19 protein-coding genes are annotated in these 19,621 nt (G+C 66.1%); 9 read left to right on the top strand and 10 right to left on the bottom strand.

The genetic code is table 11. The annotated features are described in order from the left end of the window. Positions 1-186: 186 nt before the first annotated feature. The 3 genes from ssb to BN1313_RS06965 form a co-directional block, all read right to left on the bottom strand. Positions 187-684, bottom strand: a complete 498-nt coding sequence (ssb, locus tag BN1313_RS06975; RefSeq protein ID WP_091738287.1) for a single-stranded DNA-binding protein — start codon at positions 682-684, stop codon at positions 187-189. A gap of 121 nt (positions 685-805) precedes the next feature. Next, positions 806-1,186, bottom strand: coding sequence for a hypothetical protein (locus BN1313_RS06970; RefSeq protein WP_176695929.1), 381 nt, complete (start codon positions 1,184-1,186; stop codon positions 806-808). Between the two features lie 49 nt (positions 1,187-1,235). Further along, positions 1,236-1,913 (bottom strand): hypothetical protein, encoded by a 678-nt coding sequence (locus BN1313_RS06965; protein ID WP_091738284.1) that lies wholly within the window; start codon positions 1,911-1,913, stop codon positions 1,236-1,238. Between the two features lie 137 nt (positions 1,914-2,050). Between BN1313_RS06965 and BN1313_RS16515 the strand changes: the two genes are divergently transcribed. Further along, positions 2,051-2,548, top strand: coding sequence for a primosomal protein (locus BN1313_RS16515; protein WP_176695928.1), 498 nt, complete (start codon positions 2,051-2,053; stop codon positions 2,546-2,548). A 54-nt stretch (positions 2,549-2,602) separates the two neighbouring features. Further along, positions 2,603-3,253 carry a hypothetical protein gene (locus BN1313_RS06955; RefSeq protein ID WP_091738281.1) on the top strand — a complete coding sequence of 217 codons (651 nt, stop codon included), beginning with the start codon at positions 2,603-2,605 and terminating at the stop codon, positions 3,251-3,253. 10 nt (positions 3,254-3,263) lie between these two features. On the opposite strand, the gene BN1313_RS06950 is transcribed toward BN1313_RS06955, so the two are convergent. Then, complete coding sequence (locus BN1313_RS06950) at positions 3,264-3,638, bottom strand: hypothetical protein (RefSeq protein WP_091738278.1); 375 nt, start codon at positions 3,636-3,638, stop codon at positions 3,264-3,266. A 17-nt stretch (positions 3,639-3,655) separates the two neighbouring features. Next, positions 3,656-4,465, bottom strand: coding sequence for a universal stress protein (locus BN1313_RS06945; RefSeq protein ID WP_091738275.1), 810 nt, complete (start codon positions 4,463-4,465; stop codon positions 3,656-3,658). Positions 4,466-4,662: 197 nt separating this feature from the next. On the opposite strand from BN1313_RS06945, the gene BN1313_RS06940 reads away from it, so the two are divergent. Then, positions 4,663-5,253, top strand: coding sequence for an HD domain-containing protein (locus BN1313_RS06940; RefSeq protein ID WP_091742454.1), 591 nt, complete (start codon positions 4,663-4,665; stop codon positions 5,251-5,253). 5 nt (positions 5,254-5,258) lie between these two features. Beyond that, positions 5,259-6,227 (top strand): NUDIX hydrolase, encoded by a 969-nt coding sequence (locus tag BN1313_RS06935; RefSeq protein ID WP_091738272.1) that lies wholly within the window; start codon positions 5,259-5,261, stop codon positions 6,225-6,227. Here BN1313_RS06935 and BN1313_RS06930 read toward each other — a convergent pair. Continuing rightward, positions 6,224-7,330 (bottom strand): anhydro-N-acetylmuramic acid kinase, encoded by a 1,107-nt coding sequence (locus tag BN1313_RS06930; protein WP_091738269.1) that lies wholly within the window; start codon positions 7,328-7,330, stop codon positions 6,224-6,226. The genes BN1313_RS06935 and BN1313_RS06930 overlap by 4 nt on opposite strands. A 211-nt stretch (positions 7,331-7,541) precedes the next feature. Here BN1313_RS06930 and tyrS point away from each other — a divergent pair, with 211 nt between their 5' ends. From tyrS to BN1313_RS06910, 4 genes are all read left to right on the top strand, one after another. Continuing rightward, on the top strand, positions 7,542-8,801 hold the full coding sequence (gene tyrS / locus BN1313_RS06925; RefSeq protein ID WP_091738266.1) for a tyrosine--tRNA ligase: 1,260 nt from the start codon (positions 7,542-7,544) through the stop codon (positions 8,799-8,801). An 11-nt stretch (positions 8,802-8,812) separates the two neighbouring features. After that, complete coding sequence (locus BN1313_RS06920; RefSeq protein ID WP_091738263.1) at positions 8,813-9,274, top strand: peroxiredoxin; 462 nt, start codon at positions 8,813-8,815, stop codon at positions 9,272-9,274. An 83-nt stretch (positions 9,275-9,357) separates the two neighbouring features. Continuing rightward, a complete protein-coding gene (locus BN1313_RS06915) occupies positions 9,358-10,503 on the top strand; it encodes a M23 family metallopeptidase (RefSeq protein ID WP_091738260.1) in 1,146 nt (381 codons plus the stop codon). A gap of 105 nt (positions 10,504-10,608) precedes the next feature. Beyond that, complete coding sequence (locus BN1313_RS06910; RefSeq protein WP_091738257.1) at positions 10,609-11,043, top strand: transposase; 435 nt, start codon at positions 10,609-10,611, stop codon at positions 11,041-11,043. Positions 11,044-11,049: 6 nt separating this feature from the next. On the opposite strand, the gene BN1313_RS06905 is transcribed toward BN1313_RS06910, so the two are convergent. From BN1313_RS06905 to BN1313_RS06890, 4 genes are all read right to left on the bottom strand, one after another. After that, positions 11,050-11,478, bottom strand: coding sequence for a GNAT family N-acetyltransferase (locus tag BN1313_RS06905; RefSeq protein ID WP_091738254.1), 429 nt, complete (start codon positions 11,476-11,478; stop codon positions 11,050-11,052). A 3-nt stretch (positions 11,479-11,481) separates the two neighbouring features. Then, a protein-coding gene (gene prfB / locus BN1313_RS06900; protein ID WP_141653094.1) for a peptide chain release factor 2 occupies positions 11,482-12,601 on the bottom strand; the annotation gives its coding sequence in 2 pieces (ribosomal slippage) (positions 11,482-12,531 and positions 12,533-12,601; 1,119 coding nt in all). Positions 12,602-12,651: 50 nt separating this feature from the next. After that, a complete protein-coding gene (locus BN1313_RS06895) occupies positions 12,652-14,991 on the bottom strand; it encodes a penicillin-binding protein 1A (protein ID WP_091742453.1) in 2,340 nt (779 codons plus the stop codon). A gap of 155 nt (positions 14,992-15,146) precedes the next feature. Next, on the bottom strand, positions 15,147-16,379 hold the full coding sequence (locus BN1313_RS06890) for an N-acetylmuramoyl-L-alanine amidase family protein (protein ID WP_245620124.1): 1,233 nt from the start codon (positions 16,377-16,379) through the stop codon (positions 15,147-15,149). Positions 16,380-16,883: 504 nt separating this feature from the next. On the opposite strand from BN1313_RS06890, the gene BN1313_RS06885 reads away from it, so the two are divergent. Next, positions 16,884-19,586: an Rne/Rng family ribonuclease gene (locus tag BN1313_RS06885; RefSeq protein WP_091738250.1), complete on the top strand. Its 2,703-nt coding sequence runs from the start codon at positions 16,884-16,886 to the stop codon at positions 19,584-19,586. The last annotated feature ends 35 nt before the right edge of the window (positions 19,587-19,621 follow it).

Here is a 19,621-nt window from a genome sequence, read left to right as displayed (position 1 = left end):
TACGCGCGTGCGCACGCGCGAAACATCCTCCGATTGGGCTAGGACATGGCGATCGACGGGCGTCTCGACGTGATGGCGACTGGCGACATCGCCGCCGCGATGTGCGATCACGCGGCGGTTCAGATTGTCGGCATGCCGGCTGGATCGCGGCGGTCTGTGGGCCACCGGGAAATAGAACGAGAACACCTAGAACGGGATTTCGTCGTCCAGGTCCTTGCTGAAGTCTTCCTTGGCGCCGGCCATGGCGGGCCTGCGCGCGGGTTGGCCATAGTCGTCGCCGCCACCGGCGCTAAAGCCGCCGCCGTAACCGCCGCCGCCTTCTTCACCGCCAGCGCGGCCATCAAGCATGGTCAGTTCGCCGCGGAACTTCTGCAGGACGATCTCGGTGGAGAACTTCTCCTGGCCGGACTGGTCAGTCCACTTGCGGGTCTGGATCGAGCCTTCGAGATAGATCTTCGAACCCTTGCGCAGGTACTGCTCGCAGACCTTCACCAGATTGTCGTTGAAGACCACCACGCGGTGCCACTCGGTCTTTTCCTTGCGCTCACCCGTCGAACGGTCACGCCAGGTTTCAGACGTGGCTATGCGCAGGTTCGCGACCCGATCCCCAGAGTTGAGGCTGCGGATTTCAGGATCGGCGCCCAGGTTGCCGACGAGGATGACTTTGTTGACGCTGCCCGCCATGTGCTGTCCCTAAATTCTCGTGTTCGCGGGCTGATGCCCACGTCGACGTTAGACTGCGTCGGCGCCGCGAACAAGGTTAATGTTCTTACTATGTTCACGTCCGAGCATCGTCGTCCACAGCCTATTTGACGGGCGGCATGGCCCCGGGAATGGCGAGACGGCCGTCGCCGGTCCGCACCAGCGCGACGTAGCGGGCGCCTTCCAGCGAAGTCGAGGTGAACACCCCTTCGCTCTGCAGGAAGAGGAAATTCGCTTGGTAGGCGCCGTAGATCTCCTGTTGGCTGCCGCCCAGACGCAGGAACTTGATGCGCATGGCCTCGAGGTTGGCGGCGCAGGTCTCAAGATTCGGGGTCTCAACCAGCTTGTTGAAGCGCAGCTTGCCGTCCTTTTCCGGAACGACATGGTAGCAGATCTTCAGGTCGCCAGGCGGCTCAGTGCGCTTGGCGCAAGCGGCCAGACCGAGTGATAGGACGGCGGCGGCGATCAGGGCGGTGCGGATCATGCCTTCCAATCTAGGGCGCCCGCCGGCTCTGTGCGAGGGTTTTGGGCGGCTACAGCGACGGGATGGCGCAGTCGTCCGTCTGCTCGACCAACAGGCGGAAGCTGCGGTTATCGCCCGAAATCTCGACGCGGCCGGGCGCCAGCCGCAAGGTTTGCTGCATCCAGCGGCCATAGCTGGCGCGTCCGCGATTCTCGCAACGCCCTGAGAACAAGGTCTGCACGCACGCCGCGAGCGTCTGGTCGCCAGGCAAGCGGCTCCAGTGATTGTCGACATAGCGCCAGCAAGGACCCGTGGGCGCGTAGTCATAGCTTTCAGCTTCGACGACCGGCGCCTGGGCGGGGGACGGGACGGCCTCCCCTTCCTCAGGCGGCAGCGGCGTCAGGATCGAACCCGCCTCCGGGCTAGCAGCCAAGGCGCCCGTCTGATCGATGCCGACGTCGAGCGCGCCGCTGGCGACACCGTTGCGCTCGGCGCAGTCTGACAGGGTCAGCTCACCCACAAACTGACCGGCGACGAAGCAGCGCAGCGGGCGCGCCGGGTCGAGCCCGCCATCTCCGCCTGCGTCGCTGGAGTCGATGACCAGACCGCCTTGCGAAGCCGGCGGCGCCGGATCGGCGATCTCGTCGTGCGAGCCGATCAAGGCCATGGCGATCAGGCAGCCCGCCAGCACGGCCACAGCCGCGCCGACGATGATGTAGAGGGTCCGGCGATCCAGCTTGATGGGCATGGCTTCGCCTAGACCGCTAAGTCCCGGCTTTCAAGCGCCGCTGATTGTGAACAGCTCGTATCGGAACGACACCCTGGCGGCGGAGTTCAGGGAGCTAGGCCGCACGAGGCGGCGAACCGCTACGGAGCTTTCAAGCCATGACCGGCGCCGACTACCCCGAACCCCAGGAAGGCTTCGACGATCAGGATCGCGCCGAGACCCTCGACGAGACGATGACCGACGACGAGATGCAGTTCTCTGAACGGCGCACCTTCGAGGAGTTGCCGGAACTTATGGACGTCACCCGCGCCGACGGCGACCGTGACGAAGACGAGGCTCTGGCGCTGGACGCCGATGAATTCACCGACAGTCTCCTGGATGAGGTCGACATCGAAGAAGACGACGAACTTGACTATCACGCCGCCGACGCCGAGCGCGAGGACGACATCGACGGCCTGGGCGACGAGGACAGCTTCGACGAGGACGCGCTTTCGGCAGGTCAGATCGAGGGCCTGGACGAAGTGGCCGACGCCGATCTCGTTGAAGGCGGCGAAGACGACGTGACCGACTTCCAGTCCAAGGGTCTCGCTGACGACGACCTTGAAGACTTGGGCTATTCCGACATCGAAAACGGCGAAGCCCGGGCCAAGGACTAGGCCTTACCGCGAATTCACTCGACGGCGGGCGGGCACGGCGCGAACTCTGGCGCCATGAAAGCGCCCGTCCTGATTGCGGCCCTGGCCGCCCTCCCCGCCCTGGCTGCATGCCAACCCGCCAAGCCGATTACTCGCCTCGACTGCCCGCAGACGTCGGGGCGACTGACGCGTGTCTCCGCGTCCGCCGACGGTCGATCCTGCGTCTATACCGGCGCTGGCGGGCTTGAGATGTCTATGGCCCTGACGAATGTCGCGGGCTCGCCCGCCGCTGCGCTTGAGCCCGTTGAGGCACAGTTGCGCGCCAAGGCAGGCGCCCAGGTCGCATCCCAATCGCCTATGAGCGCTGACACAGCCGTCGATCTACCGGGCCTGCATGTGCGCGCCAACGGCGAAGACGAACACGCCGAGATCAAGGTCGGCCCTGTCACCATCCAAGCGGATAACGGCGGCGCCGAGGTGCGCTCCAGCCGTGATGTGCGTCTGAAGGGCCAATCCCTCTCGCCGACTAAAAACGGCTATCGCGCGAGCTTTATGCTGGCGGGCGACCAGGTGGAGAACGGCTATCGCGCCGTGGGCTATGAGGCCGCCGGGCCGAAGAGCGGACCCTTGGTGGTCGCAGCCTTCACCGCCAAGGCCGACGCCATCGACCATCTCGACGTCAAGGAAGACGTCGAGCGGCTGGTGCGGATGAACGCCGGCCTCTAGGCGCCGCGCTTCAAGCGGTCGCGCGAACCTCGACGACCTTGTAGGTCAAAGGGCGGCCGTCCTCGTCGGTGACGGTGACGTATTCGCCCACGGCGAACCGGTGCTCGCCAAGGCGATGGACTGGCTCGTCGTCGGCGGCGTCATCCTCGTCATAATCAAAGAACCAGCGGGAACCGCGCCGGGCGAGCCGGCCATCGACAGCGTCCTCGTCCGGCGTGAAGCGGCGTACGACGCACTTGTCGCGCGCCTTGGCGTACGCCGCCTCGTCGAGCATGCCGTCGTCTGTCAGGGGTGCGGTGAGCGCATAGCCGCGGTGGTCGTCGCCCCCGGCGAACTCAGTGCCGGGATTGCGGGCCAGCCGCATGACGATCTGGGAAAGGGACATGAACTGAACTCCGGCGGTTAGTGCGACAGGAACAGCGAGGGGCCGTCGGTGTTGAGGAAGGTCCGCGTGGAGCCGCCGAAGATGAACTCTTGCAAGCGTGAGTGACCAAAGGCCCCTGCAACTAGAACGTCGGCGCCGGCGTCCTGCGCGGCCTGAAGCAGTGCGGGCGCGACTTCTCCCGTGGAGGCGAGGATCTTGACCTCGCTCTGGACGCCCCTAGCCGCATAGTAGGCCTGCAGCGCTTCGGGATCGATTTGCCGCGTGATCGCGGCCGGCGCGCTTAGGAGCACGACCTTTCCCGCCGACTCGAGGAGAGGCAAGGCCAGGCGCGCCGCACGGGAGGCCTCCTTGCCGCCGTCCCAGGCGACGGCGATGGTTGCGCCGGCGCTATAGCCGCCGCGGGTGATGTAGACGGGCCGCTGCTCGCTCACGAGGATCTGCTGAAAGGCCTCGCTCAAAGGCCCGCGACCGCGCGCGGACGCGTCGGTGAAGACCACGACATCGCTCAGCCGGGCGAAGGCGGCCAGGCCGACCTGGATCGGCTCATCTAGGGCGACGAAGCGGCGCTTTTCGCCAGATTCGCCAAAGGTCGCGCGGGCGGCCTGCTCGCCGGCGGCGGCGGCTTGCTGCAGGGATTCGATCGCGCTGGCCTGGGCCACGCCCATGTAGTTGTCGCCGATCCAGGGCGTGACGCTTGCGACGTCGGGCGGCGTAAAGACCCCGACCAGGTTTGCGCCGTGTGCGCTTGCGAGGGCGGCGGCGGTGTCCAGCACCACCTTGTCGTCGTCTCGCCCGGATAGGGGCGCCATGATGTTGGCCCAACTCATGCGAGCAATCTCCCTTTCGTCGTAAAACCCACTTGCCGAGAGGATCCCGAGATCGGGGTCCGCATTGCTTTTCTCGGCCGCCTCGGTCAGTTCAGACCTTTGCCTTGGAGGAAAATGCGCTCGTGACCAAAGGGCTGCAAGGCGCCAATAGCAAAGCTTCCAGCGGCAAATCGCGCGAGCTGCGCGCCTGGCAACGCATGCTGTCCGGCCGCCGCCTCGACTTGCTCGATCCCTCGCCCATGGACATCGAAATCGAGGACATCGCCCAGGGGCTCGCGCGGGTGGCGCGCTGGAACGGCCAGACTGTGGGTGACCATGGCTTTTCCGTCGCCCAGCATTCCATCGTCGTCGAGGACCTCTGCGCGCATATCCAGCCGGAAATAGAGCCGCGCTGGCGGCTGGCGGCCTTGCTGCATGACGCCCCCGAATATGTGATTGGCGACATGATCTCGCCGTTCAAGGCGGCGCTCGGCCTGGACTACCGGCGCTTCGAGGATCGGCTTGAGAGCGCCATCCATACGCGCTTCGGTCTACCCGCTAAGATCCCCGGCGATATCAAGAAGCTGATCAAACAGGCTGATCACGCCTGCGCCTTTTACGAGGCGGTGCAACTGGCCGGCTTCAGCCATGCCGAGGCGCTGAGTTTCTTCGGCGCCCCCCCGGTCGGATACGCGCTCGAGATCGAGCCCTGGTCGGTGCGTGAAGCGCAAGACCGCTATGTCCAGCGCTACCATGTGCTGTCGGACGCCGCCGGCTACGCGCCCGTGCAGCCAGCCAATCCGGCATAGCCAGGATGGACGCCCAGATCGTCATCGGCCTGTCGGCGGTGGTTGTTGCGGTCAAGGACGCCGACGCGCTCGTCTTGACCCACCGGCCGCGCGGCGCGGAGGCCACCGGCCTGCCCTTCGGCCCGTTCGATCCCACGGCGCACCGGACCTTCGAACTGGGCATGCGCGCCTTCGTGACCGAGCAGACGCGATTTGACCTGGGCTTTGTCGAACAGCTCTACACGTTTGGCGACCGCGGACGCGACGCACCCCTCGCCGACCTGGGCGGTCACTCGGGCGACGGACCGCAGGACTCTCGCATCGTCTCGGTCGGCTATCTGGCGCTGGCGCCCACGGCGGTGGAGACCCACGCGCCTGACACTGATTGGCGACCTTGGTCGCGGTTCTTCCCATGGGAAGATTGGCGCGGCGGGCGGCCGCCCGCGCTCAACCTCCTGGAGCCGGCGCTCCGTCGCTGGGCTCAGGAGCCCCAGATCCTGGCTCGCGCCCGGTTGCTGTTCGCACTTGATGGTGCGCCGTGGAACGAGGAACGGGTGCTGGAGCGCTATGAGCTGCTTTACGAAGCAGGCCTCGCTCAGGAAGCCGCCCGCGACCGCGCGGAATCCGCCGAGCCGATGGACGGCCCTTTGGCTGCGGCCCTCGGCGAGCCGATGCTATCGGATCACCGCCGGATTCTGGCGACGGCGCTCTCGCGTCTGCGCGGTAAGCTGAAGTACCGACCAGTGGTGTTCGAACTGATGCCGGAGGCCTTCACCCTGTCGGCCCTGCAGAAGGCGGTCGAGGCGATCGCCGGGGTGCCGCTGCACAAGCAGAACTTCCGGCGGGCGCTTGAGCGGGGCGGCCTGGTCGAGGGCCTTGGCCGCATGGACTCGGAGACTGGCGGGAGACCTGCCGAGTTGTTCCGCTTCCGGCGGGAAATCCTGGCGGAACGACCGGTCTCAGGCTTGGCTCTGCCGCTGCTGCGTGAAGGCTAGGGTCTCACGATCCGGCCGCCGGTCATCGGACGGGCGACGCCGGTGGTCTTTGGGTAAGATAGCGGCAGACCTCGCGCCGTGCGGGCGGCGAGATAGGCGAAGGCCTCAGCCTCAATAGCGTCGCCGCGCCAGCCGTGGGCCTCAGCCGGCAGGACGCGGGAGGGCAGACGCTCGGCCAGGGCGCCCATGATCTGCGGGTTCAATCGACCGCCGCCGCAGACGATGACCTCCGCCGCATCCTGTCCCATCAGGTCGAAGCCAGCCTTCACGGACTGTGCGGTGAAGGCGACGAGGGTGGCGCAGGCGTCCTCCAGGCTGAGCGGCGACAGCGTCTCCAACGAGAAATCATAGCGGTCCAGGGATTTCGGCGCCGGCGCGCGGAAATAGGGATGGGCCAGAAGGCCGGCGAGGACGGCCTCATCCGCCCTCCCCGCGCCGGCCAACCGGCCGCCATCGTCAAAGCGCCCCGCGCCACGGGCTTGCACCAGTAAATCGATCATGCCGTTGCCCGGCCCGGTGTCGAAGGCGGCGATGTCGTCCCCGCCGCCCCAGAAGGTGATGTTGGCGACGCCGCCGACGTTCAGCACGGCCAGGGGCGCCGACAGGCCGGAGGCCTGGGCGCGAGCGAGATGGTAGATTGGAGCCAGCGGCGCGCCCTCGCCGCCCGCGGCGACATCGGCGGTGCGGAAATCAAAGGCGACCGGCACGCCCGTCGCGCTGGCCAGGGCCTGAGCGTCGGCCAGTTGCACAGTGCGGCCGATGCGATCTGGCCCCGGGCGCTCGTGCAGGACCGTCTGGCCGTGCATGCCCATCAGGTCGATGTCCGCCCAGGTCAGGCCATGGGCGGCCAGGAAGCCCTCAGCCGCCGCGAAATGCTCCTGCGCCACGGCGCGCGCGGCCGGGCCGAAGGACGCCGGCTCCGGCGCGCCGCGCGTCCAATGACGGGCGTCGTTCGTAGCCGCCAGAGCCGCGGCGCGGGTCTCTTCGGTGAGCTTGCGTTCCCCCGCCGGACCGAAGGCCGAGATCGTCTCGCCGTCAGTCTCCAGGATCGCCATGTCGACGGCGTCCAGCGAAGTTCCGGTCATGAATCCAAGTACGCGCATGCGTCTTGACTGCCATGGCGCAGGCGGCCTAGCTAGCCGCGATGATCGGAAACGCCCCTACCTCGCGCGCCTATTACCGCCGCTCCTAGAGCTGGCGGCCGATCCCTCGCGCCCGCCTGTTGGCCGGCGCCTTTTCTCCCATAAGTCGGCCTCGATAACGTAAACCGCGCCGTGCTAAAGCGCAGCGCCCGCCGATGAAGAGTTTGAGACGATGACTGACGCCGCCTTCAAGTCCGAGTTCCTGCAAACGATGCAGGCTCGCGGCTACATTCACCAGATCACCCATCCGGAGGAACTCGATCAGGCTGCGTCGAAAGGCGTGATCACCGGCTACATCGGCTACGACGCGACGGCGCCCAGCCTGCATGTCGGCAATCTGATCACGATCATGATGCTGCGTCGGCTGCAGCAGGCCGGCCATAAGCCGATTGTCATCGTCGGAGGCGGCACTACGAAAGTTGGCGATCCGTCTGGCAAGGACGAGACACGCCAACTGCGCAGCCACGACGAGATCCAGGCGAACATCGCCTCGATCCGTCAGGCCTTCGGCAAGTTCCTGACCTTCGGCGACGGACCGAATGACGCCATCCTGGTCGATAACGACGAGTGGCTGTCAAAGCTTGGCTACATCGACTTTCTGCGTGAATACGGCGTGCATTTCACGATCAACCGTATGCTCGCATTCGATAGCGTGAAGCTGAGGCTGGATCGCGAACAGCCCCTTACCTTCATAGAATTCAACTACATGCTCATGCAGGCGACCGACTACCTGGAGCTTTCGCGCCGATACGGCTGCGTCCTGCAGATGGGCGGATCGGACCAATGGGGCAACATTCTGAACGGCGTGGAGTTGATCCGGCGTGTCGATCAGAAGCCGGCGTTCGGGCTGACGACGCCGCTCCTCGCCACGGCCTCTGGCGCTAAGATGGGTAAGACCGCGCAAGGGGCCGTCTGGCTGAACGCCGACATGCTGAGCCCCTACGACTACTGGCAGTTCTGGCGGAACACCGAAGACGCTGACGTCGGACGGTTCATGAAGCTCTACACTGACATCCCCCTAGCGGAAATTGCCCGCCTGGAGGCCCTCCCCGGCGCCGAGATCAACGAAGCCAAGAAGGTGCTGGCCAATGAGGCGACGCGCATGCTTCACGGCCAGGACGCGGCCGACGCGGCCGCGGCCGCGGCGCAGGCCGCCTTTGTCGACGGCGCGCTTTCATTGGGCCTGCCTACAGTCGAGATCGCGTCCGGCGACCTTGAGGCCGGCGTAACGCTCGCGCAGCTTTTCGCAGACGTGGCGGGTCTGGCCGGATCGCGCGGCGAAGCCCGTCGCCTGGCGCAGGGTGGCGGACTGCGGCTGAACGACAAGACCGAGGCTGACGCGAACCGCCTCGTAACCACGGCGGACCTCAGCGAGGGCGTATTGAAGCTGGCCGCCGGCAAGAAGAAGATCGTCCTGGTCAAGCCAGTCTGATGGAGAGCCCTATGAACGGACCCGCCGAGGGCGACACCGCCCCCGATTTCACGCTCGAAACCAAAGACGGCGCGGTCAGCCTGGCTCAGTTCGCCGGGAAGACGCTGGTCCTCTACTTCTATCCGAAAGATGACACGCCCGGCTGCACGCGTGAGGCGCAGGATTTCACAGCGTTGGCGGGCGAGTTCGCCCAGGCCGGCGTCGCCGTCATCGGCGTCTCCAAAGATAGTGTGAAGCGGCACACAAGCTTCGCCGCGAAGTATGACCTGGCGATTCCGCTGGGTTCCGACCCAGAGGGCGCGGTCATCGCGGCCTATGGCTCCTGGGTGGAGAAAAGCCTGTACGGCCGACAGTACATGGGCATCGATCGCTCCACCTTCCTGGTCCAGGACGGCGTCGTGAAGAAGATCTGGCGCAAGGTGAAGGTGGCCAACCACGCCGCCCAGGTGCTGGCCGCCGCCAAGGCCCTCTAGCCCGCGAATCACGCGCGACTTGCCACTGGTTAATTTGTCGTTGCATATCTCCCGCTCTGACGGGGACGGGGTTTAACTAGTCTATGAGCCGTTTCGCCCGCCTGCGCGCCAGGCTGGAAGCATGGTTCCCTGAGCGGCACATCTATGTGCGCTCCGGCGGCCAGATGAAGGGCCTCGTGCTCACGCCCGGCCGGCAACTGGCCGTCGCCGGCGTGGCGGCCGGCGCAGCCATGTGGATGGGCGTCTGCACCGCGGCGATGCTGGTCAGCATGATGTCGGCGTCCGCCGCCGAACGGGACGCCGTTCGCACCCAGGCCAAGTACGAGCGCTGGATCGCTGATCGCCAGGCGCGTCTGAACGCCGCCGTCACCCAATTGAACGCCGCGTCTGGCTCGAGCGTCGACCTCGCCGAGAACGTCGAAAAGCGCCATGCGGCGCTAGCCCTTCTCCTCACCGAACTGAAAGGCGCGCCTGGCGCGGCCGAAGCGCTGACGCCCACCATCAGCCGGGCCCTCGCGGCAGGTCAGAACGCGGCCCCCGCGCGACGTCTGGAACTGGTGCGCCTGAGCCAGGAGGAGCTGCTTGAGGCCGCCGACGGCTTCGCCAAAAGCCGCGCCGAACGCCTGCGGCTGGTGTTCCGCATGGCTGGCCTGACACCCAGCGCCTACATGCCGCGCGGATCGTTGGGAGGCCCGTTGATTGAGGCGAAGGACTCCCGGGCCCTGGCCGCCGTCCTCGATATCGACGAGGATTTCGCCGCGCGCATCCAGAATGCGGCCAGGGACATGTCGGAAACCCAGGCCATGGCCGCTGCTTCCCAGCGGCTTCCCTTTGAGCGTCCGACGCATGGCGCCCAGCAGACCAGCGGCTTCGGCGTCCGCAGCGATCCTTTCACTCGCCGCCCAGCCCTGCACTCGGGCCTAGATTTCGCCGGCGCGACCATGACGCCGATCTATGTGACCGGACCCGGCGTCGTTTCGTTCACCGGTGTCCGCTCGGGCTATGGCGCCACCATCGAGGTGGATCACGGCAGCGGCTTCAAAACCCGCTATGCGCACCTGAAGGCGATCAACGTCCGACCCGGCCAGCGCGTCGCGCTGGGGCAGAGGATTGGCGGCATGGGCTCGACCGGTCGCTCCACGGGCACACACTTGCACTACGAAATCTGGGTGAACGGACGTGCGCAAAACCCGGTGCGCTTCGTACGTGCGGGCGATATGCTGGGCTAGAGCCGTGCGGCCTTGTCATGCCCCTTGCGACAAGCGCTAAATATAACAAGGTGCTAGGAATTATTTTCGTCTGTGCCGAGACGATTCCATGGGGCTTTCCGCAACATGATTTCTTCTGCGCTAGCCTTCGAACAATCCTGCTTCCGCGATGAAGCCGCGGCCTATGTCTTCGTCGAGTCCCTGGTCTGGCCGAGCGGCCCGGTTTGCCCACGCTGCGGCGAAGCCGACTTGATCCAGTCTATCCGACCGAACCCCGCTAAACGGGTCCGTTACGGCCTTAAGAACTGCGTGCCCTGCAATCGGCAGTTCACTGTGCGCCAGGGCATGATTTTCGAGAATTCGAAGCTGCCGCTCACCACCTGGCTGAAGGCGATCTTCCTCGCCCTTGCGGACGCTGATCGCGTCAATACTGCGGAGCTGCGTGAAGCCTTAGGGGTGACCTCCGTCACCGCCCGGCTCGTCGCCAAGCGCTTGGAGTTAGCCACGGCGGATCATGGATTGGACACCCTCGCGCCCCTGACGGCGGAGCGTTGCTGCTAGGTCCGCTCAAGGTCGGCGGATTTCCAGGAAATCCTTGGTGTTGGCGGCGAACCCGCAGGCTTCGTAGAAGGCCACGGTCTCCGGTCGGCCGGTCGACAAGCAAACCTTGTAGCAATCCGCCGCCCAGGCCCGCTCGACGGCAGTCGCCAGCAGAGCCCGGCCAAGGCCCTGGCCACGGTGATCGGCCCTTGTGACGACATTCTCGATCACGCTGTAAGAACGACCCCGTCGGGTAAGGTTGGGGACGATGGTCAGCATGCAGGTCGCAACGACCGAGTCGCCCAGGCGGCCAACGAGGACCTGGGTCTGCTCACAGGCGAGCAGCTTCGCCCAGATGGGCGCCGGATCGGCGGGCCGCTCGTCGTGCGAGCTCAACTCGCGGTAGAGGTACAGCAGCGCCTCAAGATCATCTTCGCGCGCGGACTCGACGATCATCGTCTAGTCCACAGCGTCCCGAGTCACGCCGACACGCTGGGCGAGCGATGCGCCCATGAAGGCGTCGAGATCACCGTCGAGCACGCCTTGCGTGTCGGAGGTTTCGACCTCGGTCCTGAGGTCCTTCACCATCTGATACGGCTGCAGGACGTAGGATCGAATCTGGTGGCCCCACCCGATGTCCGTCTTCTGGTCCTCGAGGGCCTGCTGCGCCGCTTCCCGCTTTTGCAGCTCAAGCTCGTAGAGCCGAGCGCGCAGCATCTTCCAGGCTTCTTCCCGGTTCTGATGCTGCGAGCGCCCGGCCTGGCAAGCCACCGCCACGCCGGTCGGGATGTGAGTCAGACGCACCGCAGAGTCGGTTTTATTGATGTGCTGACCGCCTGCGCCGGACGCCCGGTAGGTGTCAGTGCGCACGTCGGACGGATTGATCTCGATCTCGATCGTGTCATCGACCACCGGATAGACCCAGACCGAGGCGAAGCTCGTGTGGCGCTTCGCGGCGGCGTCGTAGGGGGAAATCCGCACGAGCCGGTGGACACCTGCCTCGGTCTTCAACCAGCCGTAGGCGTTGGTTCCCTTTACCTGGAGGGTGACCGACTTGATGCCAGCCTGTTCGCCGGAAGTTTCCTCGAGGAACTCGACCGTCATGCCGTGCTGCTGCGCCCAGCGCGAGTACATCCGCAGGAGCATGCCGGCCCAGTCGTTGGACTCGGTGCCGCCAGCGCCGGAGTTGATCTCGACAAAGGCGTCGTTGCCGTCGGCCTCGCCGGACAGCAGCGCCTCAAGCTCGGCGCGACCGGCGCGTTCGCGGATGGCGCGCAACTGGGCGCGCGCCTCCTCGAGAGAGGCCTCGTCGTTCTCCTCGTCCGCCATTTCGGCATAGCCGATGGCGTCCGCCAGATCGCGGCCCAGGCTCGTCACAGCTTCGACGGAGGCCGCCAGGCGTGTGCGTTCGCGCATCAGCGCTTGGGCTTCCGTGGCGTTATCCCAAAGGCTGGGATTCTCCACGCGGGCGTTCAGTTCGTCCAGTTTTCGTAAGGCAGGCTCCCAGTCAAAGACGCCTCCTGAGCAGTTCGATCGACTGCTCGATGTCGGCCTTGGCAGCCTCGACATCCGCTCTCATGGAAAGCTCCACACCAAAATTCGAGCGCGGGGCTTAGCCCGCGCGACACATCAGAACAAGCCGTCGGTTTCCTCGACGGCCCGCTTCGGCGGGGGGGCCACGGCGGTGGCCGCTGACGGAGCGCCGGTAACCTGGCCATCGCTCCAGACGGAACTGTAGGGCTGCGGTCCGGTCAGGACGGTCGGCGCAGCTATGACCTCGCGCGGCTCGGTGCCTGGGCGGAAGGCCTCGCGGATGCCGCGCACCGAGGCGAACTTGGCGTTCGACGGGGCCTTGAAGTCCGCCACAGGGTAGCCCAGCAGCGCTTCCTTCATGAAGTCGATGAAAATCGGAACGGCCGCCTGGCTGCCGGTCTCTCCCTTGCCCAGGCTGCGGTTGTCGTCGAATCCGATGAAGACGCCAGCCACCAGTTGGGGGGTGAAACCCATGAACCAGGCCGACCGATAGTCGTTGGTCGTACCCGTCTTGCCGCCTACCGGTCGGCCCAGGACCGAGGCCGAGGCCGCCGTTCCGCGCTGGACCACGCCCTGCAGCATGGAGGTGATCTGATAGGCCGTAATGGGATCCATCACCTGCTCGCCCGCCAAAGGCGTTCGGGGGCTTTCACCACCGCCGAAGCCCGCGTCGCACCGGTCGCACTCACGACCATCAGCCTTCCAGATTGTCTTGCCTTCGCGGTCCTGGACCAACTCGATCAGGTGTGGCTCGACCTTCTTGCCGCCGTTGACGAACGACGAGTAAGCCGCGGCCATCCGGTAGACCGTTGTCTCGCCCGATCCCAGGGCCATGGCCAGGACGCGATCCATCTTGCCGGTGATGCCAAGGCGTTCGGCCAATGCCGAAATCTTGGTCATACCCACGCCCTGCGCCAGGCGCACGGTCATGGCGTTGCGCGAAAGTTCCAGGCCTTTGCGCAGCTGCAGGGCGCCGTAATAGTCGTGCTCGTAGTTTTCCGGCGTCCAGGCTTGGCCATTAGCTCCCGACAGCGTGATGGGCGCGTCCATCACGACGCTGGCCGGCGTATAGCCATTCTCCAGGGCCGCAGCGTAGACGAAAGGTTTGAAGGACGAACCGGGCTGACGCAGCGCCTGGGTTGCGCGGTTGAAGCTCGACAGGGTGAAGGAATACCCGCCGACCATCGCAAGCACCCGGCCAGAATAGGGCTCCATCGCCACCAGAGCCCCGTTTACCGCCGGAATCTGCTTCAGCCGGAAGTCGCCCGCCACACCCGGCTCCGGCGGTTCGACGAAGATAAGGTCGCCTGTGCCGATCCCGCGCCCGGCCCGGGCCCAGGAGACATCTTCGCCCGCCAGAACGCCTTCGCGGCCATCCAGCGTGCGGACCTGGACACCGGGGCGCACGCCTGTAACGACAGCCTGAATCCAGGTGCGGCGTTCGGCGGGCCGCGCCTTTGACTTGGCCTCGGACTCCCAGCCGTCGAGGGTGTCCACATGGCCGAAGGCGCCACGCCAGCCGTGCCGACGATCGTACTTCTCAAGACCAACCATCAGCGCCGTCCGCGCCGCGGTCTGCAGCCGCGGATCCAGGGTCGTGCGCATGTAGTAGCCGCCTTCGTTCAGGCGGTCGCCGAGGGTCGCCAGGCCGCGACGCCGGACCTCCTCGACGAAGTAATCGCCGTCGCTGTACCGCGCCCGCTTGGGCTCAGGCTGAACATTCAAGGGCTCGGCCTGTGCGCGCATCGCCTCAGCGCGACTGATCCAACCAGCCTCGGCCATCTGGCCCAGCACCCAGTTGCGCCGACCGACAGCGGCGGCGCGACGCCGCTGCGGATGATAATTGTCCGGGCCCTTCGGCAAGGCCGCGAGATAAGCGCACTCGGCGAGCGTGAGGTCGCTGATCGACTTGCCGAAATAGTTATAGGCCGCGGCGCCGACGCCATAGGACCGGTAACCCAGCCAGATCTCGTTCAGATAGAGCTCAAGGATGCGCTCCTTGCTGAGCGTGCTTTCCAGCCGGCTGGCCAGGATGGCTTCCTTCAGCTTGCGCGCGATGGTGGCGTCGTTTGTGAGGAGGACGTTCTTGGCCACCTGCTGGGTGATGGTGGACCCGCCCTCCAGCCGGCGGCCTCGAACAGCGTTCAGCACATTACGCACCATGGCGCGGCTGAGACCTTGGTAATCGACGCCGGAGTGGCGGAAAAAATTGCGGTCCTCAGCGGCAAGAAACGCCTCGGCCAGCTGCGGCGGCATGTTGTCATAAGGCACGTAGATGCGCCGTTCGCGCGAAAACTCGCCGATCAGGGTGCCATCCCAGGCGTAGGCGCGGGTTGCGGTCGGCGGGTGGTAGTCCACCAGATCGCCGGCGTCGGGCAGGTCATGAAATAGCCAGGCCATCCAGATCGCCGCGGACAGGGCGGCGAGCGCCACCATCGCCGCAACGACGAAGGCCAGCGTCTTCACCCACGGCTCGACGGGGGCAGGCTGCGCGGTCGGACGATCGAGGGCGCTCAAACTCGGACGGGCCTCACCCACTGAAGACGACCGATCTAGCCGTCTTCGCGGCAGGCGCCAATGCGCCGCCGTCGTCAGCGGGTCGCGAGGCGGGTGGTCTCGGCGAAGTAGCTGTCGATGGAATCACCAACGGCGTCCATCAGTCGCCCGCGTCGACGCGGATCGCGAAGCAGCGCCTCGTCGGCCCCATTGGTCACGAAGCCCATTTCCAGCAGCACCGCCGGTACGTTCGGCGCGAGCAGCACCATGAAACCGGCGTCGCGATGGCTGCGGCGCAGGAGGTTCGTATGCGGCTCGATCTCGGCCACCAGCATCTGGGCGAAGGCCGCCGAGCGGTTGCGCGTGGCGCGCTGCGTCAGGTCGAAGAGGATATCGCTGACACCGCCTCGCGCGAGGCTCGCCTTCATGAACCAGTCGTCCTTGGTGACGAACTTCTGGGCGCGCGCAGAGGCCTGATCCGACAGCGTATAGACCGAGGCGCCGCTGACGTTGGCGTCGGGGCCGGAATCCGAGTGCAGCGAAATGAACAGGTCGGCGTTGGCGCGCTGGGCGATCCGCACGCGGCTGTCCAGCGGCACATAAGCGTCGCTGTCGCGCGTCATGACGACCTTGTATCGGCCCGAGCCCTCGAGCCGGTCCTTCAGCGCCAGGGCGGCGGCGAGATTGATGTCCTTTTCCCAGCCCTTGGCCCCGCGGGCGCCGGGATCGTGACCGCCATGGCCAGCGTCGATGACGACGACCTTTTTGAGCGACAACGGTCTGCTCTTCGTCGACCCCTTGGCGATCTTCATCGCCTTGCCCGCAGCCTGCTCAGGGCTCCTGCCCTTCGCGACCGCCTTCTCATAGGCAGTGAACGTAGCCGTAGGCGCAACTTCCCGGGGCGCCGCTCCCTGAGGGATCAAATCCACCACGTAGCGATAGTGCTCCACGCCGTCGGCCGGCGGCAGCAGGAAGCGGCGGGCCACAGTCGCGCCGGCGGCCAGGTCGATCTGCAGGCGCGCGCCCGACGACGGGTGATCGATCAGCCAGGCCTTCACCAGGCCCTGCCGCCCCCCCTGCAGGCCGTCGGCGGCCCGGGCGCCGGGCAAACTCAGGACCAGGCGCTGATCGGAATATCCATCGGCGCTAAGCTTCGCGACGACCGAACGATCGAGATCGAGGACGATCCGCGTCTGTGCCTGGTCGCCACCGACTCGGACTCGCAGGACGGTCGCCTGAGAGATCGCGGCGCTTGAGCCAGCGAAAGCGCCCAGGCCGCCCAGGACCACCGCCATTGCGCCAAGCGCGCGCAAGGCCTTGCTCCTCATGCCTCGCCTCAGGCCCGCCAACATCACCACAGCCCCTACAGGCGCTGAACCGCAGGCTCAGCGTCGAAAGCGCGACCCTGAACCGCACAGGGTAGCCAAACGGTTAACCGGACGTTTCCGCCGCACTTTCTAAGTCTTCGGAGTCGCATCGCTTTTCTTTTGCGTTGCAGTGTTGCAATGTCCGCCTGCGCGGCACGCCCCCCCATCTCGCCCGGCTGACATGCCTGGGCGGGCGGAGGTCAGAGCGCCGCGCTGAACAAACCCCGCGCCAGCTTTGTCAGGGCTTCTCCCGACGGCGGCGCACAATCCGATCCGCGCCGCTGGCGGCGCGCCTGGGAACACACCTGATGGGCCGCGCAGCTCACGCCATAAACCGGCCTGACGCTCCCCGAGACACCGCCCGAGCCGCCGTCTTCGGCGCAGCTTGCGGCGATCCGCGCGCCCATCTCATGCACCGGCCGCAGCAGGACCGAGCGTCCGCCGCAGGCCGTGGAGAGTCACCACATGACCAAGACTATGTTGATCGACGCCGCCCACGCGGAAGAAACCCGCGTGGTGGTGATCGACGGATCGCGCATTGAAGAATTCGATTTCGAAAGCCAGAACCGCAAGCAGCTCCGAGGGAATATCTATCTCGCCAAGGTGACGCGCGTTGAACCGTCACTGCAGGCGGCCTTCATCGAGTACGGCGGCAACCGCCACGGCTTCCTGGCCTTCAACGAAATCCACCCCGACTACTACCAGATCCCCTTGGCCGACCGCGAAGCGCTGATGCGCGAGGAGGCCGACGACGAAGACGATCATCACGAACCTCGCACCCGGAATGGCGGCGGCGAGGACGATGAAGACGGCGATGTCGACACCGTCGCCGATGACGACGAGGACGACGTCGACGAAGAATTGGCGCGTCGCAAGCGTCGCCTGATGCGTCGCTACAAGATCCAGGAAGTGATCCGTCGCCGGCAAATCATGCTGGTCCAGGTCGTCAAGGAAGAGCGCGGCAACAAGGGCGCGGCGCTGACCACCTACCTGTCGCTGGCCGGCCGCTACGGCGTCCTAATGCCGAACACGGCGCGCGGCGGCGGCATCAGCCGCAAGATCACCGCGGTGAACGATCGCAAGCGCCTGAAGAGCGTGGTGCAGAGCCTGGAAGTCCCGCAGGGGATGGGACTGATCGTCCGCACCGCCGGGGCCAAGCGCACCAAGACCGAACTGAAGCGCGACTACGACTATCTGCTGCGTCTGTGGGAGAACATCCGCGAAAAGACGCTGCACTCGATCGCGCCAGCTCTGATCTACGAGGAAGAAGACCTTGTGAAGCGGGCGATCCGCGACCTCTACGACAAGGACATCGACGGCGTCATTGTCGAGGGCGAAGCTTCCTTCAAGGCAGCACATGACTTCATGCGCATGCTGATGCCCAGCCAGGCCAAGAAGGTGCAGCCGCACCGCGAGCCGACGCCGCTGTTCATGAAGTTTGGCATCGAAGACCATCTCGACCAGATCTATTCGCCCGTCGTGCCGCTGCGTTCCGGCGGTTATCTGGTGATCAATCAGACCGAGGCCCTGGTCGCCATCGACGTGAACTCCGGTCGCGCGACCCGCGAGCGGAACATTGAGGCCACCGCCCTCAAGACCAATATGGAAGCCGCCGAAGAAGCCGCCCGGCAGATGCGCCTTCGCGACCTGGCGGGTCTGGTTGTCATCGACTTCATCGACATGGACGAGTCGAAGAACAATCGCTCCGTCGAGAAGAAGATGAAGGACTGCCTGGCCGACGATCGCGCCCGCGTGCAGATGGGCAAGATCTCGACCTTTGGCCTGATGGAAATCAGTCGCCAGCGCCGGCGCGCCGGCGTGCTGGAAGGCACCACCCACGTGTGCGAACACTGCGGCGGCACAGGCCGCGTGCGGTCCGTGGAATCGAGCGCCCTCTCGGCGCTGCGCGCCGTGGAGCAGGAAGCCAAGAACGGCGGCGGCGAGGCGACCCTCAGTGTGCCCCGCGCGGTCGCCCTCTACATTCTGAACGAGAAGCGCGGCCACCTCGCCCGTCTGCACCAGGCCTTCGGCCTGTTCGTGACGATCGTCGTCGACGACGCTCTGGCGCATGCTGAAAGCCGCGTGGAGCGGACGGCTGCGGAGACGACTCACGCCCCGATCGCCCTCGCGGCGGCCACCGCCCCGATCTACAACCCCGTCGACGAAGACTACGACGACGAAGAGGAGGTTGAAGACGAGGACGAGGACGAGGACGACGAGGAAGTCGAAGACGAACTCGTCGACGAAGCCGACGAGGATGGCGCTGTCGCCGTGGCTCCGGCGCGTCGCGACGCTGAAGACACCGAAAGCGGCCGTCGCAACGGTCGTCGCAACCGCCGCCGCAATCGCGGTGAACGCGGAGAGCCCAAGGCCTTCGAGGCCGCGCCGGAAGGCGAAGTCGCGGGGGAAGCCGACGATGACGGCGGCTTTGGCCGGCGTCGTAGACGTGGCCGCCGCGGCGGTCGCCGAATGCGCGACGAGACCCGTCCGAACGAAATGTTCGCCTGGATCCGTCCGTGGGTGCCCTACGGCGAAGATCCCTTCGTCTGGTACGATCCCGCCGAAGACCTGCGTCGCGCCCTGCAGCCGGAAGTCAGCGCCCAACCTGCGCCCAGCCCCACCCCCGTCGAAGCGCCGGCGCCCGCGGCGGCCAGCATCGCCGCCAATGACCGCAGCGATGTCGATATCTGGGTCGAACTTCCGGCGGAGGAAGAAAAGCCCAAGGCGAGCCGTTCGCGCGGTCGTGGTCGCCGTCGTGGCGGCGACAAGTCGCCTGCTGAAGAGACCGTCGCCGATATCCCGGCGGAAGCCGTGATCACGCTCGACGCGCCGGCGATGGAAACGGTCCTCGCACCGGTCATCGCCGAGGCGGAAACTGTCGATGTCGTCGAAGCGGCCTCGGAGGAGGCCAGCGATAGCGTTCCGGCGCCCGCCCGTCGCGCCCGCAAGCCGCGTCTCACCAAGGCGGCCGCCGCTGCGGCTGCGGCCGCGTTGGAAACCCAGCCGGAACCGCAGCCTGAACCCGAACCTGTGGCGCAGATCCCCCCTGAGCCAGAGCCCGTCTCGGACGTCGTCGCGCTTGAAGCTGCGCTGGTCCCTGTCGTCGATCCGAACGAGATCTCTTCCGCACCTGCGACGCCGCGCCGAGGCTGGTGGCGGTGCGGGTGAGGCGCTAGGCTCGCGAGCAGGGGGACGCATCAGAG

Source organism: Phenylobacterium immobile (ATCC 35973), assembly GCF_001375595.1.
GTDB classification, from domain to species: Bacteria; Pseudomonadota; Alphaproteobacteria; order Caulobacterales; family Caulobacteraceae; genus Phenylobacterium; species Phenylobacterium immobile.
Note: the sequence above shows the minus strand (reverse complement) of the source record. Positions and strands in the feature narration are given on the sequence as shown.

Excerpts from the sequence above, each read along its gene's own strand:
- BN1313_RS06940 (WP_091742454.1), top strand. The coding sequence starts at position 4,663 with ATGCTGTCCGGCCGCCGCCTCGACTTGCTCGATCCCTCGCCCATGGAC.
- BN1313_RS06890 (WP_245620124.1), bottom strand. The coding sequence starts at position 16,379 with ATGAGGAGCAAGGCCTTGCGCGCGCTTGGCGCAATGGCGGTGGTCCTG.
- BN1313_RS06905 (WP_091738254.1), bottom strand. The coding sequence starts at position 11,478 with ATGATCGTCGAGTCCGCGCGCGAAGATGATCTTGAGGCGCTGCTGTAC.
- tyrS (WP_091738266.1), top strand. The coding sequence starts at position 7,542 with ATGACTGACGCCGCCTTCAAGTCCGAGTTCCTGCAAACGATGCAGGCT.
- BN1313_RS06955 (WP_091738281.1), top strand. The coding sequence starts at position 2,603 with ATGAAAGCGCCCGTCCTGATTGCGGCCCTGGCCGCCCTCCCCGCCCTG.
- BN1313_RS16515 (WP_176695928.1), top strand. The coding sequence starts at position 2,051 with ATGACCGGCGCCGACTACCCCGAACCCCAGGAAGGCTTCGACGATCAG.
- BN1313_RS06895 (WP_091742453.1), bottom strand. The coding sequence starts at position 14,991 with ATGGTGGCGCTCGCCGCCCTGTCCGCGGCGATCTGGATGGCCTGGCTA.
- BN1313_RS06950 (WP_091738278.1), bottom strand. The coding sequence starts at position 3,638 with ATGTCCCTTTCCCAGATCGTCATGCGGCTGGCCCGCAATCCCGGCACT.
- BN1313_RS06935 (WP_091738272.1), top strand. The coding sequence starts at position 5,259 with ATGGACGCCCAGATCGTCATCGGCCTGTCGGCGGTGGTTGTTGCGGTC.
- BN1313_RS06920 (WP_091738263.1), top strand. The coding sequence starts at position 8,813 with ATGAACGGACCCGCCGAGGGCGACACCGCCCCCGATTTCACGCTCGAA.
- ssb (WP_091738287.1), bottom strand. The coding sequence starts at position 684 with ATGGCGGGCAGCGTCAACAAAGTCATCCTCGTCGGCAACCTGGGCGCC.
- BN1313_RS06930 (WP_091738269.1), bottom strand. The coding sequence starts at position 7,330 with ATGCGCGTACTTGGATTCATGACCGGAACTTCGCTGGACGCCGTCGAC.
- BN1313_RS06915 (WP_091738260.1), top strand. The coding sequence starts at position 9,358 with ATGAGCCGTTTCGCCCGCCTGCGCGCCAGGCTGGAAGCATGGTTCCCT.
- BN1313_RS06910 (WP_091738257.1), top strand. The coding sequence starts at position 10,609 with ATGATTTCTTCTGCGCTAGCCTTCGAACAATCCTGCTTCCGCGATGAA.
- BN1313_RS06945 (WP_091738275.1), bottom strand. The coding sequence starts at position 4,465 with ATGAGTTGGGCCAACATCATGGCGCCCCTATCCGGGCGAGACGACGAC.
- BN1313_RS06885 (WP_091738250.1), top strand. The coding sequence starts at position 16,884 with ATGACCAAGACTATGTTGATCGACGCCGCCCACGCGGAAGAAACCCGC.
- BN1313_RS06965 (WP_091738284.1), bottom strand. The coding sequence starts at position 1,913 with ATGCCCATCAAGCTGGATCGCCGGACCCTCTACATCATCGTCGGCGCG.
- BN1313_RS06970 (WP_176695929.1), bottom strand. The coding sequence starts at position 1,186 with ATGATCCGCACCGCCCTGATCGCCGCCGCCGTCCTATCACTCGGTCTG.